Origin of the sequence: Fibrobacter sp. UWP2, assembly GCF_900141705.1 — a bacterium.
Classification (GTDB): Bacteria; Fibrobacterota; Fibrobacteria; order Fibrobacterales; family Fibrobacteraceae; genus Fibrobacter.
The window spans coordinates 166,207-181,817 of record NZ_FQYM01000003.1; the positions used below are offsets into that span (position 1 = coordinate 166,207).

Annotated in this window: 13 protein-coding genes; 9 read left to right on the forward strand and 4 right to left on the reverse strand. The window is 54.1% G+C overall.

Features of this window, described 5'->3' with window-relative positions; all coding sequences use genetic code 11:
* Positions 1-12 precede the first annotated feature (12 nt).
* A complete protein-coding gene (gene pgi / locus BUB55_RS03360; protein ID WP_073188214.1) occupies positions 13-1,677 on the reverse strand; it encodes a glucose-6-phosphate isomerase in 1,665 nt (554 codons plus the stop codon).
* A gap of 88 nt (positions 1,678-1,765) precedes the next feature.
* On the opposite strand from pgi, the gene BUB55_RS03365 reads away from it, so the two are divergent.
* Together BUB55_RS03365 and BUB55_RS03370 are read left to right on the forward strand one after the other, a co-directional pair.
* Positions 1,766-2,344, forward strand: a complete 579-nt coding sequence (locus BUB55_RS03365; protein WP_234971784.1) for an HD domain-containing protein — start codon at positions 1,766-1,768, stop codon at positions 2,342-2,344.
* A 26-nt stretch (positions 2,345-2,370) separates the two neighbouring features.
* Complete coding sequence (locus BUB55_RS03370; RefSeq protein ID WP_073188218.1) at positions 2,371-3,483, forward strand: GTP pyrophosphokinase; 1,113 nt, start codon at positions 2,371-2,373, stop codon at positions 3,481-3,483.
* A 15-nt stretch (positions 3,484-3,498) separates the two neighbouring features.
* On the opposite strand, the gene BUB55_RS03375 is transcribed toward BUB55_RS03370, so the two are convergent.
* Genes BUB55_RS03375 through BUB55_RS03385 form a run of 3 tightly spaced genes read right to left on the reverse strand, consistent with a single transcriptional unit; the run spans position 3,499 to position 4,971 of the window.
* On the reverse strand, positions 3,499-4,089 hold the full coding sequence (locus BUB55_RS03375; protein ID WP_073188219.1) for a Spy/CpxP family protein refolding chaperone: 591 nt from the start codon (positions 4,087-4,089) through the stop codon (positions 3,499-3,501).
* Positions 4,086-4,436 carry a hypothetical protein gene (locus tag BUB55_RS03380; RefSeq protein WP_073188221.1) on the reverse strand — a complete coding sequence of 117 codons (351 nt, stop codon included), beginning with the start codon at positions 4,434-4,436 and terminating at the stop codon, positions 4,086-4,088. Before BUB55_RS03380 ends, BUB55_RS03375 begins: the two co-directional genes overlap by 4 nt.
* Positions 4,429-4,971 carry an RNA polymerase sigma factor gene (locus tag BUB55_RS03385; RefSeq protein WP_073188223.1) on the reverse strand — a complete coding sequence of 181 codons (543 nt, stop codon included), beginning with the start codon at positions 4,969-4,971 and terminating at the stop codon, positions 4,429-4,431. The genes BUB55_RS03380 and BUB55_RS03385 overlap by 8 nt, the downstream gene beginning before the upstream one ends.
* Positions 4,972-5,182: 211 nt before the next feature.
* On the opposite strand from BUB55_RS03385, the gene BUB55_RS03390 reads away from it, so the two are divergent.
* The 7 genes from BUB55_RS03390 to BUB55_RS03420 all read left to right on the forward strand — a co-directional run.
* The gene (locus tag BUB55_RS03390; protein ID WP_073188225.1) at positions 5,183-6,046 is read left to right on the forward strand and encodes a DUF4423 domain-containing protein; all 864 of its coding nucleotides are present in this window, start codon (positions 5,183-5,185) and stop codon (positions 6,044-6,046) included.
* Complete coding sequence (locus BUB55_RS03395) at positions 6,043-7,257, forward strand: carboxypeptidase-like regulatory domain-containing protein (RefSeq protein ID WP_143152879.1); 1,215 nt, start codon at positions 6,043-6,045, stop codon at positions 7,255-7,257. The genes BUB55_RS03390 and BUB55_RS03395 overlap by 4 nt, the downstream gene beginning before the upstream one ends.
* Before the next feature lie 91 nt (positions 7,258-7,348).
* Positions 7,349-9,589 (forward strand): carbohydrate-binding protein, encoded by a 2,241-nt coding sequence (locus tag BUB55_RS03400; protein ID WP_073188250.1) that lies wholly within the window; start codon positions 7,349-7,351, stop codon positions 9,587-9,589.
* A gap of 140 nt (positions 9,590-9,729) precedes the next feature.
* Positions 9,730-11,994, forward strand: a complete 2,265-nt coding sequence (locus BUB55_RS03405) for a carbohydrate-binding protein (protein WP_073188228.1) — start codon at positions 9,730-9,732, stop codon at positions 11,992-11,994.
* Positions 11,995-12,128: 134 nt separating this feature from the next.
* Positions 12,129-14,351 carry a carbohydrate-binding protein gene (locus BUB55_RS03410; protein ID WP_073188230.1) on the forward strand — a complete coding sequence of 741 codons (2,223 nt, stop codon included), beginning with the start codon at positions 12,129-12,131 and terminating at the stop codon, positions 14,349-14,351.
* 214 nt (positions 14,352-14,565) lie between these two features.
* Positions 14,566-15,237 carry a glycoside hydrolase gene (locus BUB55_RS03415; protein WP_234971785.1) on the forward strand — a complete coding sequence of 224 codons (672 nt, stop codon included), beginning with the start codon at positions 14,566-14,568 and terminating at the stop codon, positions 15,235-15,237.
* A gap of 89 nt (positions 15,238-15,326) precedes the next feature.
* Positions 15,327-15,611: hypothetical protein (locus tag BUB55_RS03420; protein WP_143152881.1), on the forward strand; the 285-nt coding region annotated here is incomplete at its 3' end.

A 15,611-nucleotide genomic window follows, 5' to 3' on the forward strand; every position in this document is an offset into this window, starting at 1 on the left:
TTTGTCTTCAGCTTACTTCTGGTGAGCCTTGAACCAGCGGATGAGTCCGTTGGTGGAGCTGTCGTGGTTCAGTTCGGCGTCGGCCTTGGCAAGTTCCGGAAGGATCTTCTTCGCGAGCTGCTTGCCGAGTTCAACACCCCACTGGTCGTAGCTGTTAATGTTCCAGATAACGCCCTGCGTGAAGATCTTGTGTTCGTACATGGCGATGAGGGCGCCGAGCGTTTCCGGAGAAACGTAGTCCATCATGATGGAGTTGGTCGGCTTGTTGCCTTCGAACACCTTGTGCGGGGCGAGGAATGCGATTTCTTCTTCGCTCTTGCCATCCTTGCGGAGTTCTTCCTGGGCCTGGGCGAGGGTCTTGCCGTTCATCAAGGCTTCGGGCTGTGCAAAAAAGTTGCTGAGCAGCTTCTGGTGGTGGTCGCCGACCTTGTTGTGGCTGTTGGCCGGGGCGATGAAGTCGCACGGAATCATCTTGGTGCCCTGGTGGATCAGCTGGTAGAAGGCGTGCTGGCCGTTCGTACCCGGTTCGCCCCAGAGGATCGGACCCGTCTGGTAGTTTACGCGCTTGCTGTCGCGGTCAACGGTCTTGCCGTTGGATTCCATGTCGGCCTGCTGGAAGTAGGCGGCCAGGCGGTGCAGGTACTGGTCGTACGGGAGCATCGCATAGCTGGAAGCGCCGAAGAAGTTGTTGTACCACACGCCGATGAGGGCGAGGATCACCGGCATGTTCTTGTCGGCCGGGGCGGTCTTGAAGTGCTGATCCATTTCGTAGGCGCCCTGGTGGAGCTTCATGTAGTTTTCGAAGCCGATGCGGAGCGCGATGGAGAGGCCGATGGCAGACCACAGGGAGTAGCGGCCGCCGACCCAGTTCCAGAATTCGAACATGTTCGCGGTGTCGATACCGAAGGCGGCGACGGCCTCGGTGTTGGTGGAGAGCGCAACGAAGTGCTTGGCGATGGACTTTTCGTCGCCATTGAAGGCCTTGAGGACGGCGGCCTTTGCGGTTTCGGCGTTCGTCATGGTTTCAAGAGTCGTGAAGGTCTTGGAAGCGACGATGAAGAGCGTCTCTTCGATGTTCACCTTCTTGAGGGTCTCGGCCATGTGGGTGCCGTCGATGTTGGAGACGAAGTAGACTTCCGGGGAGTATTCGCCGGCAATCGGCTTGTCGGCATACGGCTTCAAGGCTTCGGTGACCATTACCGGACCGAGGTCGGAGCCGCCGATACCGATGTTCACCACGTACTTGATGGACTTGCCGGTGTGGCCTTTCCACTTGCCGCTGCGGACGAGGTGGGTGAAGTCTTCCATGTGCTTGAGAACCGCACGGACCTCGGGCATCACGTCCTTGCCGTCGACGCAAATCGGGTCGTTGCCCTTGTAACGGAGAGCGGTGTGGAGCACGGCGCGCTTTTCGGTGGTGTTAATCTTTTCGCCGGCGAAGTACTTGCGGCGCATATCTTCGAAGTTCGCAGACTTCAGGAGGTCCTGGAGCTTCGCCATGGTCTCGTCGGTGATGATGTTCTTGGAGTAGTCCAGGAAGAGTCCGCAGGCTTCCAGGCTGAACTTCTCGGCACGGGCCGGGTCCTTCGCGAAGAGTTCCTTCATGTGCCAGGTCTTGGCAACTTCGGCGTGGGCCTCGAGGGCCTTCCATTCCGTAGAATCAGTCAGTTTCGACATGTTTAATCCTTTCCGCTATGGCGGTTTTTTAATATGCTGGTAAAAATAGAAATTTAACGGGGGCGGGATTTATATATATTCATTGAAAATGGCTAATAAGTATATGGATTCGAGTCTTTTGGATAGGGCAATCTTTTTTGCGGTAAAGGCCCATGCGAACACGGAACGCCGTGGCAAGGGCTTCCCTTACATAGTGCATCCAATGGAGGCGGTGGAGATTGTCTCTACAATGACCAATGACCAGGAACTTTTGTCGGCGGCGGTGTTGCACGACGTGGTCGAGGATACGGACGTGACGCTCGACGATATTCGTCGCGAATTCGGAGACCGTGTGGCGGAGCTCGTCAAAGCGGAATCGGACGTTTTTGTGGACGAGGCTGGAGAAAAGCTGAGCTGGCATGCTCGCAAACAAGTTGCCATTGACCGGTTGACGCAGGCAAACCGCGACGCCAAAATGGTGGCCCTGGGAGACAAACTCAGCAATGCCCGCGCCATATATCGCGACTATGTGCAAAAGGGCGACAAAGTGTGGGACATGTTCTCGGTCAAGGGAAAGTCTGAACACGCCTGGCATTACCGCGGACTGGCGCATGCCCTGAGGGAACTTTCGGGGACGTTCGCCTATGAAGAATTTGCAGACCTTGTGAACAAGATCTTTGACGCATGACGTAAACGAGTTTAAGGAAAGAAAATATGAATGAAACTTCTGTTGAAAAGTATGGTTTGAACCCTTCTGGCACCATGATCGTGGAAGAGTTCCGCGAATTGCACCCGATGTTCGAGGCGATGCTCAAGGCGGTCCGTTCCATCCTCAAAAAGGCCATGGCGGACAACCATCTTTACGTCAACGCCATTGAAGCCCGTATTAAGGACGAGCTGAGCCTGGTGGGCAAGCTGGAACGCAAGGGCGACAAGTATCGCCATCTTTCGGACTTGACCGACATCCTTGGCGCCAGAATCATTTCGTTTTACAGCGACGAGGTGGACAAGATTGCGGCCATTGTGGATCGCCTGTTTGAGGTGGACTGGGAAAACAGCATTGATAAGCGCAAGATGCACGAGATCCACAGCTTTGGCTACAGCTCGCTGCACTACATTTGCCGCATTCCCAAGTCGCTTTACGAGGACCCGAATTTCCCCGAGTTGAACGAATACCGCTTTGAAATTCAAATGCGGACGGCTTTACAGCACGTGTGGTCGGTGCTGGACCACGACACGGGCTACAAGTCTGGATTTGAAATCCCGCAAGATTACTTGCGCAATTTGAACCGCTTGGCGGGCATGCTGGAATTGGTTGACGAACAGTTCTGCCAAATCCGCACGGGTATCAACGAGTACCGCCGCCAGGTGCAGGCGCTGGTGCATTCGGGACGCTTTGAAGAAGTCTCGCTCGACGGCGATTCGTTTGCGAACTATTTGAAGTTGAAGCCTTTTGACTCGCTGAACAAGCGCATTGCCTCCATTAACCAGGCGGAAATTTTTGAAACGTCGCTCATGCTGTACCTCAAGGCGTTCAAGTTCTTGCGGTTCAATACGCTTGGCGACATCGAAAAAATGATCAAGGAATGTTCCGAGGACGCCTTCCAGTTGGCGGCGTACCAGCTGGGCAATACGGACCTGGACATCATCAACTCGTCTGTCGGTGTCGTTAACCTACTTGCGGTTTACGTGCTCAAGAGAGGCGCTGGAGTGGCGGGGCTCACCATGGTGTTTGACGAAATTTACGGCAGTGCAAAAAACAATGCTGCTCGCGCCGAAATCTATTTCAAGAACGCGAAGCAGCTGTCGTTTATGAAGAATGTATAAGCCAAAAAATGGCTTTTAGTTTTGCGGTTCGGGAGGCATCGGCTTGCCCGGTTCCATGGGGTGCCTGTGCTTTTTGAACTTTTCGAAGCGCTCCTTGTGGAAAGCGTGGAACCTTTCGACTTGTTCCTTTGTCAAGATTTTGTTGAACTCGCTGACGCCATCGACGCGCTGGTTCAGCAGGGCTTCATCGGCGGCGAGGATTTGCTTTTTGGCTTCGTCAATCTTGGCGGCGTCGCCCGAATCCAGGGCTTCCTTGAGAGCCTTCTCGGCGTCCTTCTTTTGCGTGCGCAAAGTCTTGAATGTGGAGTCCATGATGGCACGGTGCTTGTCCAGGGCGGCCTTCTGCTCCGGGGTCACCTGCAAAACGGAATCCATCATTTGGTGGTGGGCGGTCTTGTCGCCATGCTTGTGCATATCGCCTGGCGCGGGCGGCATGGGTGCATCGCCTTTTTTGCAGCATTCCGCCATCATTTTTTTGCAGCAGTCATCTTGCATCATCCTTTGGCAACATCCTGTACCTCCGCCCAGCAGGGATCCGAGGAAGACTCCTACGGCGCAAGCGAGAATGATGAAACTCGCAAAAATGAATTTGTTCGTGTCCTTCATTGGTGGTTCTCCTTTTGTAAATAGCTCAGGGCTTGGGATTCATCCAAAATTTCAAATCCGTCTGAATTAGAGTTGCCGAGTTCGTTGTACCAGGTACTGATCTCGGAAGACTGTAGGCTCTGCATGGGGACGGTACTTGTCTTGACGTCACCCATGGAAGAGAGCAATATGCTGAGGCCCACAAGCACAAAGCTTGCGGCCAGCGGGATTACCGAATAAAAACGGAAGCGCAGTAACGTCGCCCTGTTGTTTGCGGCTGCGGCATCAAGGCGGGCGCAGACTTTGCTCCACGAGTCTTCGCGGGGCGTAAGGCGTTCCAGTTTTGAGAAGTCGAGTTGGTTACCCATGGTTCAATTTCTCCTTTATATAATCCTTCACAAAGTGCCTCGCTCGGCTTAGACGGGCCTTGATGGTCCCCTCGGGAATCTGGTAAATGTCCACGAGGTCCTTCACGTCGAGGTCTTCGGCGTCCTTGAGCCACAGCATGCCGCGGGTTTGCGCGGGCAACTGCATGAGGCCTAATTGCAATAGCTCCGGGTCAAAGTCGCTTGGCGCATCGCCTTTGCCAAGGACTTCCTCCGTAATCACGTCCAAGTGCTGCTCTTCGAGTTCGCCATGGCGCTTGTCGGCGCGGAGTTTCATGAGGCAGGCGTTTACGGTCAGCCTGTAGAGCCAGGTGTTGACGGCGCTCTCGCCCCTGAACTTTTGGATGGCGGAGGGGACTTGGACAAAGATGTCCATGAGGATGTCTTCGGCCTGGTCCCTGTCCTTGAGCATCCTAAAGGCGAGGTTCAGCACGTGGGCGCTATGCTCTTGCCATAAGAGCCCCAGCGCCTCGCGGCTGCCTTCTTTGAGTTTCTTTAGGATCACTTTTTCGTTCATTCTGCTGTTTTGATGTCCGTCCACGGCCGGTGGTTGCCGTCCAAGAGTAAATATATGACGTTTTTTTTGGGAAAAAAGGTTCCAAGAGGCTAAATCTGTGCGAGTCATCACATTAGGAAGGGCTTTAAGGGCTGGAGCTTTGGATAAAACGTCCACGAAAAGTGTAAAGGAAAGTTAAAAAAGCTATCTTCGAATGAGTAATTTATAGCTGATGGTTACTTTTTCTGACATAGCGGACTACCGCGATTTTTTGAAGGACTACTACGACCGACGCAAGGCCGAGATGCCCTTCTACAGCTATCGCATGATGGGCGATAAGTTGGGGCTGGATTCCAGCTACCTGTATCGCGTGCTGCAAAAGAAGCAGCACCTCCCCGCCCATGCGCTTCCTGCTGCCAAAGAGATCCTGGCCCTCACGGGTCGCCAGGCCGAATACTTTGATTTGCTCTTCTCTGCAGCTGTAAGCAAGGACAAGGCTAAACAAGAAGAATTGATGGCGAAGGCCCTTTCCCTTCGCGACGTGGAACGCCACAGCCTGCAGGCAGCTGAGCTCAAGATGCTTGAGAACTGGTGGATCCCGGCCGTGCGCGCCTACCTGGAACTCAATGGCGGCGTGGTGAATGTAAAGCAGATTGCCAGAGACATCTGCCCCCCGATTACCGAGGAGCAGGCTACCGAAGCTATTGAGACGTTAAAAGAGATTGGTTTGGTTAAAAAGCTGGCCTCGGGCAAGCTGGCTCTTACAGATGCCCACCTCACGGTTGGCGGACCCGAAAAGGCGAAGGCCGTTCGCAACTTCCAGCGCCAGGTTCTGAGCTTGGCCAGCGACGCCTTGGACAATATTCCTGTTACAGAACGCAACATCTCTACCCTGACTTTGTCTGTGGACCAGTCGTGCTTTGACGATTTGGGCGATATGTTGCGGGAATTTCGCCGTTTGGTGCAAAAACGCGTGGACGAAGCAAAGAATCCGGACCGTGTTATGCAACTTTCGATGGCATTTTACCCGGTGGCCCGCAAAGGGGGCGTTCCGGAAAATACTATTATGGGGGAAGGCGCAGGAGATAAAAAATGAGTATCCGGGTGTGGAAATTAGGATTGGCGGCTTTGGGTGGGACCATTGTCGCGTGTAGCGGTGGCGGTCACGATGGTGGCGTCGCTGGCTCGTCGATGGAAACGGAGAATTCCATCGCGTTTTCTGCGACTTTGGCTGATGGTACGCCTGCTGCGAGGATGAACGTTCGCGTTCGTCCGGTTGATTTTGTTGCTGCCGGTGAGGGCGTTGACGCCCTGGACAGCACCTTGTTTATTGATGATACTACTGACGAAAAGGGCTTTGTTTCTTTGAAGACCCTCAAGAGGGGCGACTATCGTATTGAAATCGGCAACGACAGCTTGAAGGGCACCGATGCGTTCGCAGTCGAATTGGACGACGAAGGCAAGATTGTCGTGGATTCCCTGAACCTCACTGTGGCCGAACCGGGCAGCGTGGTGGGTCAGGTGGAACTCCCCGAAGGTCAAAAATTCGCCATGGTCGCCATTGTGGGCTTGGACTACTATGCCAAGACCGACTCCCAGGGATTCTTTGAATTCAAGAGTCTGCCCGCCGGTGAATTCAGCGTGCTGGCCCTCTCCGATGACTACGAGTCCATGGGTTCTGCCCCGGCCGATGTCAGGTCCGGTGATTCTGTGAACGTGCGCATCGAATTGCCCGAGGACACGACTCCGAATCAGTTCGTGTTCGAGGATTTCGAAGATGGCGTGGATGAATGGACTGTACGAGTGTTCAATCACGCGACAGGCGATCTCGAGGCGGTAGAAGACGAGGTTCGCAAGGGCATGGTCGCTTACTTCAAGAGTGTGAACGACTCGAACTTGGGTTGGGTGCTCATGGGCAACAGCTTTGACGGCTCCGTGGACATGAGCAACTTGGATTCCGTGGCGTTTTATGCCAAGGGTCTCCCGAAAAACGATTCCGCCCGCATATACCTCTCGTTCTCGTTCGACGTAAACGTAGACAGCACGGCGGACTACGAAAGCGGCAAGGCATGGGTGCACTACGACCTGACTCCGGAATGGAAACGCTACGTGGTGGCTGTGCCCGACAGCTTTGTGCCTGCGGACACCAACAGGGTCGGCGGCAACATCGGTTGGGATGCTGTCAAGAGCCACATCACGAACATCTCCATCTTTGGCGGCATCGGTGGCGAAATCTGGATTGACGACATTACGATGTACGGCTACCGCAAGTTCGAAGTGCAGAAAGACGAAAAAGTCACCAAATAGGGTTGTTGACAAATTATCAATGAGAAGTGCTGCCTGTGGCGGCACTTTTTGTTTTTACAGCGATATTTTTAAAGGAAACAGGAGTGTGATTATGCAAAAATCTAGCAGTAATGCTATAAAAAGTCTGGGCATTTGCCTAGCCTTTGGTTTAGGCTCGAGTGTATGGGCCGACAACCCGATTTCAACTTACCATTACCTGGCGGACCCTTCGGCAGCTGCCGACGACAGTACCTTCTACATCCTGACCGATGTGGACGACTACAGCCCCCAGCAGAACTACAATTACGACATCGTGGGGCTTAACGCGTTCACTTCCCAGGACATGAAGAACTGGACCGACCACGGCATGATTTTCCGCTCCAAGCGCGAATTCGGGGATTACCCCAACAATACCTGGGCGTCCGGCATTGCCGTCCATAAGGGCAGAATCTACATCGTTTACCCCAACGGCGCCAGCGGCGTGGGCATGCTTACCGCGACAAGCATCGACGGCCCCTATACCGACCCCGTCAAGGAAACCCATGGCGTGAACTACATTGCCGCTTCCTTTGGCTCCAGCGTAATCGGTGGCTGCGACGGCATTGCTCACTGTTTTGACCCGGGCATCTTTATCGAAGATGACGGAACAGGCTACGTGATTTTCGGCGGCGGTGAAAACGGTCAGCGCCCCTATGGCAACAACCTGGACATCATCAAGTTTACCGAAAACAACGGCAAGATTACCATCGACAAGAATTCCCTGACGCGCGTCAGTGCTCAGAATTCCTTCGAAGCCCCCTATATCCACAAGAAGGGGAGCAAGTACTACTTGAGTTTCAATACACCTCCGCAGGTCATCGACTACGGCATGGCCGACAAAATCACGGGCCCCTACACGTTCGTTGGTACGGTCATTCCCGGAATCAGTTCTGTGCCCGATGCCCATAACGAGGGCGGCAACAACCACCAGGGCTTTGCCGAATTCCAGGGCAAGTGGTACGCCGTGTATCACGACCGCCGCCTGGTCACCGCGGATGAACATCCGGGTTCCTGCACCCAGTCGGGCCAGTGCACCAACTCGCCGAACAAGGAAAACCACAGAAGCGTGTCCATCGACGAACTCACCTGGAATGGCGACAAGATGAACAAGCTCACCTTTACGCGTGAAGGCCCCAAGCAAATCAAGAATTTTGACCCTTACAGGACCTACAAGGCCTTGACCAGTTCCAAACAAAGGAACGTGCGCAGCCGTACCGACTGGACCAAGGGTAAGCCGGTGGTGCATGTGCTGACTCCGCTTGCGACCAAGGAATCCTGGATCCGCGTTTCTGGCGTGGACTTCGGTAACGGTGCCGAGAACCTCCGCATCAAGGCGGCGAATGTGGGTGATGGCAACAAGGTTGAAATTCACAAAGGTTCCGTGAGCGGCACGCTCGCCGGTACCTGCGAACTTACGAAGACGGGCGGCTGGAACAGCTATTCCGATAACGACTGCGCCATGAGCGGCCTTACAGGCGTTGTGGACGAACTGTTCTTCGTGTTCAAGGGCAGCAAGGATTCTACCATGGGTATTCTCGAATGGGAATTCCAGGGCACCAAGCGTGAACCCGAACCGCAGCAGCCGTTCGGCGGCAAGGCTTGGGCTATCCCGGGCAAGATTGAAATGGAAAACTTTGACGAACCGGGCTACGGTGCCGGCAACGATTCTTACAGCGACAACGATGCTGACGACCATGGCGCCGAAAGCAACGGTGGCAAGAGCTACCGCGAAGGCACTGGCGTTGATATCTACAAGAAGTCCAACGGCTACGTCGTGGGTTACAACCAGACTGGCGAATGGCTGGAATACACCGTAGAAGTGGCTGGGGCTGGCGATTACACCATGTATGCCGCGGTGGCTTCGGCTAATGCGACTTCCAGCTTCAAGCTGTCTATTGACGGTGACGACATTACCGAAGAAATTGCCGTCCCGCAGGCGACTTCTGGCGAAGAGAACTACGATGATTACAACAAGGTCAAGGCTAACGTGACGCTTGCTGCCGGAAAGCATATCCTCCGCTTTACCGTGACCGGGGACTGGATGGATATCGACTACATCAACTTTGTGGCCGGCAAGGATGCCGAAGATGTTGAACCTATCGGAGGCCCGGACGCTATTGGCCAGACTCTAAAACTGGCGAACTCGGTCGCAAAATACGACGTGTTCAGCATCTCGGGTAAAAAGGTCGGTACTGTGGACCTCTCGCAGGCGGGTGCCGCTCAGGCTCTGAAGGCGGCTGGGTTCCAGCAGGGCGTCTACATGCTCAAGCAAACAAATGGAAACAAAAAGTTTATGGCCAAGGTGACTAAATAGGCCAAAAAAGCTCCCTAAACACCACATATCCAGGGTTTCATGGACAATGCGTCCATGAAACCTTTTTTTGTGTGAAAAAAATATTCCAATTTGGAGCCTATTTTTAGGGTAGGGGTGGTTATTCCCCAAAGGAGTTACATATGGATGTTTGGTTTAAGAAGGCAAAAACCATTGCTGGCGCGACTCTTGCGTTTGGCCTTGGGATGAGTGCTTTTGCCGATAACCCGATTTCGACTTATCACTATCTCGCTGACCCCGGTGCGGCAGCTGACGATGAATATTTCTACATCATCACGGACTCCGATGACCCGGCTCCGTACAATTCCAATGGTTACAAGATTTACGCCCTCTATGCATTCCGCAGCAAGGATATGCAGAACTGGACTGACTACGGCATCATTTATGATGCCCGCAAGGTGAACGGCATTAACGATATTTGGGCATCCGGTATTGCGGTGCATAACGGCACGTTCTACATCGTGTTCCCCGATGGCGGTGGCGGTGGTATCGGCTACATCAAGGCGCCTGCTATTGACGGCCCGTGGACAAACGCCGTGGGCCAGGGCAAGGACAAACTGGTTGGTGGCCGCGGTATCATCGGTTGCGACGGCGTCTCGTGGTGCTTCGACCCGGGTATCTTTATCGATGACGACGGTACGACCTACGTCACATGGGGCGGTGGCGAAAGCAACAGCCGCCCGAATACCGACAACTTTGATATTGTCAAGCTGAACGATGCGAAGGATGCCCCGGTGGGTAACGGCAGCCACGTGAAGGTGAATAACCTCCCGACCCGTAAGATGCTCGAAGCGTCCTACATCCACAAGCACAAGGGCAATTACTACTTCTCTTACAGTACCGGCTGGCAGCAGGGTGCGCCTACCATCGACTACGGTATGTCCAACAACGTGATGGGACCGTACACCTGGAAGGGTACCATTCTCGGCGACCCGAGTATGAACGGCCGCAGCATCAACGGCAACAACAACCACCATGGTATTGCCGAATTCAAGGGCCATTCTTACGTTGTCTATCATGACCGCCGTATTGCCAAGGGCCATAACGGACTTGAAATTATTCCGGCCGATGACGGTCAGCCGAAACCGAACGAAGGTTACCACCGTAGCGTTTCTGTAGACGAAATGTTCTACAACAACGACGGTACGATTCAGACGGTGAAGGTGACGGACGAAGGCCCGAAGCAGATTGAAAACTTCGACCCGTACGATTGGTATCCGGCTCTCACGAGTTCCAAGCAGAAGGGCATCCGTAGCCGTTCCAATTTTGTGCAGGGCAAGAAGGCCGAACACGTGCTGATTCCGCTTTCCAGTAAGGAAGCCTGGATTCGCGTGAGTGGCGTGGACTTCGGTACCGCGGCGACGGGCTTTACGGTCGAGGCATCAAGTGCTGCCGACGGCAACAAGATTGAAATCCGCACGGGTTCTGCCACGGGTACGCTCGCAGGCACCTGCACGCTCAAGAATACCGGCAACAAGAATACCTATGCCGAGAACAAGTGCGAAGTCGATGGCCTCAAGGGCATCGTGAACCAGCTGTTCCTCGTGTTCAAGGGTAACCAGGATTCTACCATGTACGTGAAGGCATGGGGCTTCGAGGGCAGTGGCACTACGCCTCCGGAACCGCAGAAGCCGTTTGGCGGCAAGGCCTGGGCGATCCCCGGCAAGATCGAGATGGAAAACTTTGACGAACCGGGTACGGGCCGCGGTGCGGGTGTCGATTCCTATAGCGACAACGATGCTGATGACCATGGCGCCGAAAGCAACGGCGGCAAGAGCTACCGCGAAGGCACCGGCGTCGATATCTACAAGAAGGCTACGGGTTATGTCGTGGGTTACAACCAGGCCGGCGAATGGCTCGAATACACCGTGAATATCGCCAAGGCTGGCGACTACACCATGTATGCTGCTGTGGCCTCTGCCAATGCGACTTCTGGATTCAAGCTCTCCATCGATGGCGACGATATCACCAAGACGGTTTCTGTCCCGCAGGCGACTTCTGGCGAAGACAACTACGATGACTACAGCAAGGTCTCTGCCGACGTGACCCTCCCTGCCGGTGAACACATTCTCCGCTTCACCGTCATGGGTGACTGGATGGACATCGACTACATCAACTTTGTGAACAAGGGCGAAGCAGATCCGGATCCCATTGGCGGCGGGACGACAGGCCTCAATGGCTCTGTTGCTGTGATGCATGCCTCCGAAATGGTCCGCTTCGACGTGTTTGACCTCAAGGGAAAACTTGTGGCGAACTTTAAGGCGCACGATGCGGCTGAAGCTTCTGCCTTGTGGCAAAAGATGGGCTCCCAGAAGGGCGCCTACGGTGTGAGCCTGATTCGCAACCGTGCGACTGGTGCTGTTAGCCGCGTTAGCGTAACAAAATAGCGGAAATCTGCGTAAAAATGCGGTTTCCTGTGGATAAAACATCCATGAAACCTTGAACTTCGCCCGGGATTTGAATCCCGGGCGAAGTTATTTTCTAAGACATAGGGGGAGTATTATTCTCCTAAGGAGATTTTATGGGATTGAAAAAAAGCTTGACTGCCGCATGCCTTTTGGCGGGCGCCGGCATGTACGCTCTCGCAGACAACCCTATTTCTGCATATCATTACCTGGCGGACCCGGGTGCTGCCGCCGATGACACTTACTTCTACGTCATCACGGACTCTGACGACCCGGCGGCAGCCAATGCCAACGGCTACAACATCAAGGCCCTCTATGGTTTCCGTACCAAGGACATGAAGAACTGGACCGACTTCGGCATCATTTACGATGCGCGCAAGGTGGACGGAATCGGTGATATCTGGGCGTCTGACATTGCGGTGAACCCCAAGGATGGCAAACTCTACATCGTGTTTCCCGATGGCGGTGGTGGCGGCGTGGGCCTCATCTCTGCCGACAGCATTGCCGGCCCGTGGGCGAACCCTGTCTCGGGTGGCAAGAAACTCATCAACAACTGGGGTGGCGGCCTTGCGGACTGCGACGGCATCGGCTGGTGCTTTGATCCGGGTATTTTCTTCGATGACGACGGCACGGGTTACTTCACCTTTGGTGGCGGTAGTAGCGATAGCCGTCCGGCAGCAAACAACAACAACGATATTTTCAACATCTATAAGTTCAATTCCGACATGAAGGGCTTCGATGTGAGTTCTAAGACTCACCTGAAAATCGGTGGCCCGAAGGCGATGGAAGCCTCGTACATCCACAAGTACAAGGGCAAGTACTATCTCTCTTACAGTACGGCCGACTTGCGCATTGCTTACGGTATGTCTGATAAACCTATGGGCCCCTACGAATACAAGGGCATCTTCATGGGTAACCCGAGCATTGGCGGCCAAAACATCAACGCGAACAACAACAACCATCATGGCATTGCCGAATTCAAGGGCCATTGGTATGTCGCTTACCATGACCGTCGCATCGCGAATGGTTATGACGGCCTGGAAAAGATTCCTGCCGATGACGGTCAGGCGAATCCGGTGCCTGCATTCCATCGCAGCGTGAGCGTGGATGAATTCTACTACAATGGCGACGGCACTATGAAGGAACTGACCTTCACGAAGGAAGGTCCGAAGCAGATTGAGAACTTCGATCCGTATGACTGGTATCCGGCACTCACCTGCTCCAAGCAGAAGGGCATTCGTAGCCGTTCCAACTGGAATCCTGGCAAGGTCGCCGAGCACCTGTTGCTCCCGCTTTCCACGAAGGAATCGTGGATTCGCGTGAGTGGTGTGGACTTCGGTACCGCTGCCACTGGTTTCGTGGTGCAGGCCGCAAGCACGGCTGATGGCGACAAGGTCGAAATCCATACGGGTTCTGCGACGGGTACGCTCGCCGGCACCTGCACGCTCAAGAATACCGGCAACAAGAATACCTTTGCCGAAAACTCCTGCGAAGTTACTGGCCTCAAGGGCATCGTGGAACAGGTGTTCCTGGTGTTCAAGGGCAGCAGGGATTCTACCATGGCCATCAAGGCGTGGGGCTTCGAAGGAAGCGGCACGACTCCTCCTGAACCGCAGAAGCCGTTCGGTGGCAAGGCATGGGTGGTGCCGGGCAAGATCGAGGCGGAAAACTTCGACGAACCGGGTACGGGCCGCGGTGGCGATGTCGATTCTTACAATGAATCTGATTCCGAGAACCACGGCGATAGCGACCTCCGCGACGGCACTGGAGTGGACCTCTACAAGAAGGCGACCGGCGTCGTGGTGGGCTACAATACCGAGGGCGAATGGCTCGAATATACCATCAACGTGGCAAAGGCCGGCGACTACACGCTCTATGCCGCTGTCGCTGCTGCGGGCAACACCTCCAGCTTCAAGTTTAGCCTCGACGGGACGGATATTACCGATGAAATCTCCGTGCCCGCTGCAAGTTCGGGCGAAGAAAATTACGAAGATTACAACAAGGTCAAGGCCAACATCACGCTCCCCGCGGGTGAACATGTTCTGAGGCTCACGGTTGTCGGCTCCTGGTTCGATATTGACTACTTCAACATTCTCGAAGGCAAGGACGCTGAAGATACCGAGCCTATTAGTCCGCAGGCCATTGGCAAGGTTGCCCAATTCAACCATGCCGTTACCAGCACCTACCGCGTGTTCAACGTGACGGGCAAGATGGTGGGGACGGTCGAGATGCAGGGCAAAACGGCCTCCCAGGCGCTGACCGATGCCGGATTTAACAAAGGAATTTACATGTTGCGCTCCATGGACGGTAAAATGAAGTTCATGGCCACCGCAAAGTAGAAGAGCTCCCTAAACACCACACATCCAAACCGGCGCCCTTACGGCGTCATAAAGTCCCCCGAGGCATTTCGCTTCGGGGGACTTTTTTTTTGTCCACTATTGACAATTAGTCAATGAAATAATTCGTTTTGGTTAGAAAAAAGCCTTTTTAAGGGGTATTTTTAAGTTTGGGAGTGTGCAATCAGCACACTCTGTGTTGACAAGGGTGGTTCTTATGAATAAGAAACTAGCGCTTAGGGCGCTTTGTGGGATTATGGCCGCATCTACTGCGGTTTTCTCAAGTACAGTCAATGTCGATGTTACCGACGAACACCAGGTGATTCGCGGGTTTGGTGGCATGGTGCATAACCAGTGGCAGGGCGGTGGCGGCCTTTCCGAAGCCGATGCCAAGCTTGCGTTCGGTACGGGCGATGGCCAGATTGGCCTCAACACGCTCCGCATTCCGGTGTATGCAAGTTCGAACGATTTCAATAAGGAAGTGCAGGCTGCAAAGTATGCGAAGGCTGTGGCCGGTGATGACTTTATCTTGTATGCAACTCCGTGGACTTCGCCTTATGCGGGTGCTAACCAGCACATGGCCGCTTCGAACTACCAGAAGTACGTGGATCACCTGAACAGCTTTACCGCTTACATGAAGAACCAGGGTGTTCCTCTGTATGCCATCTCCATCAGTAACGAACCGGACTGGTGCGGTGAATGGGCTTGTTGGAGCGCCGACGAAATCTACAACTTTACCAAGGGCTATGCCGATCAGATGCGAAAGAACGGCACCAAGGTGATTTCGACCGAGTCGTTTGCCTACCAGAAAAAACTGTACGACAAGGTGCTGAACGACGCCAATGCCCTCAAGAACTGGGATATTCTCGGGAAGATGCCCCAAAGTTAGTTGAAATTTCTGCAACCAAAAAGAAAAAGGTGGTCTCCAACTTGTAAATTTGGTTCAGCAAAAAAACACCAAGCAAGAGGATAACCACCATGATGAAAAGTACAAAAAGAACCCCAAAACTGTCAATCGTCCGCCGCGAAGAAATCGACATTTCGACCAGTATCGGGGTGGTTCTGGCCGACCTTGCCGAACAGGGGAAAAGCTGCCTTGACGCGCTGTCGAGGGAGATGGGCGCAAGGCTCGTGGAGGCGATACTCCTGGCCGAAAGGGAACAGCTCGGCGGTGCAGCATACCACCCCAGGGAGGGCTTCAAGAAGTGGTCCAGCCAGGGCGGTTCCGTGTACATCGCGGGCGGCAAGGCGAAGGTGCGCGTA

Excerpts from the sequence above, each read along its gene's own strand:
- BUB55_RS03365 (WP_234971784.1), top strand. The coding sequence starts at position 1,766 with ATGGCTAATAAGTATATGGATTCGAGTCTTTTGGATAGGGCAATCTTT.
- BUB55_RS03410 (WP_073188230.1), top strand. The coding sequence starts at position 12,129 with ATGGGATTGAAAAAAAGCTTGACTGCCGCATGCCTTTTGGCGGGCGCC.
- BUB55_RS03380 (WP_073188221.1), bottom strand. The coding sequence starts at position 4,436 with ATGGGTAACCAACTCGACTTCTCAAAACTGGAACGCCTTACGCCCCGC.
- BUB55_RS03385 (WP_073188223.1), bottom strand. The coding sequence starts at position 4,971 with ATGAACGAAAAAGTGATCCTAAAGAAACTCAAAGAAGGCAGCCGCGAG.
- BUB55_RS03415 (WP_234971785.1), top strand. The coding sequence starts at position 14,566 with ATGAATAAGAAACTAGCGCTTAGGGCGCTTTGTGGGATTATGGCCGCA.
- BUB55_RS03370 (WP_073188218.1), top strand. The coding sequence starts at position 2,371 with ATGAATGAAACTTCTGTTGAAAAGTATGGTTTGAACCCTTCTGGCACC.
- pgi (WP_073188214.1), bottom strand. The coding sequence starts at position 1,677 with ATGTCGAAACTGACTGATTCTACGGAATGGAAGGCCCTCGAGGCCCAC.
- BUB55_RS03395 (WP_143152879.1), top strand. The coding sequence starts at position 6,043 with ATGAGTATCCGGGTGTGGAAATTAGGATTGGCGGCTTTGGGTGGGACC.
- BUB55_RS03405 (WP_073188228.1), top strand. The coding sequence starts at position 9,730 with ATGGATGTTTGGTTTAAGAAGGCAAAAACCATTGCTGGCGCGACTCTT.
- BUB55_RS03400 (WP_073188250.1), top strand. The coding sequence starts at position 7,349 with ATGCAAAAATCTAGCAGTAATGCTATAAAAAGTCTGGGCATTTGCCTA.
- BUB55_RS03390 (WP_073188225.1), top strand. The coding sequence starts at position 5,183 with ATGGTTACTTTTTCTGACATAGCGGACTACCGCGATTTTTTGAAGGAC.
- BUB55_RS03375 (WP_073188219.1), bottom strand. The coding sequence starts at position 4,089 with ATGAAGGACACGAACAAATTCATTTTTGCGAGTTTCATCATTCTCGCT.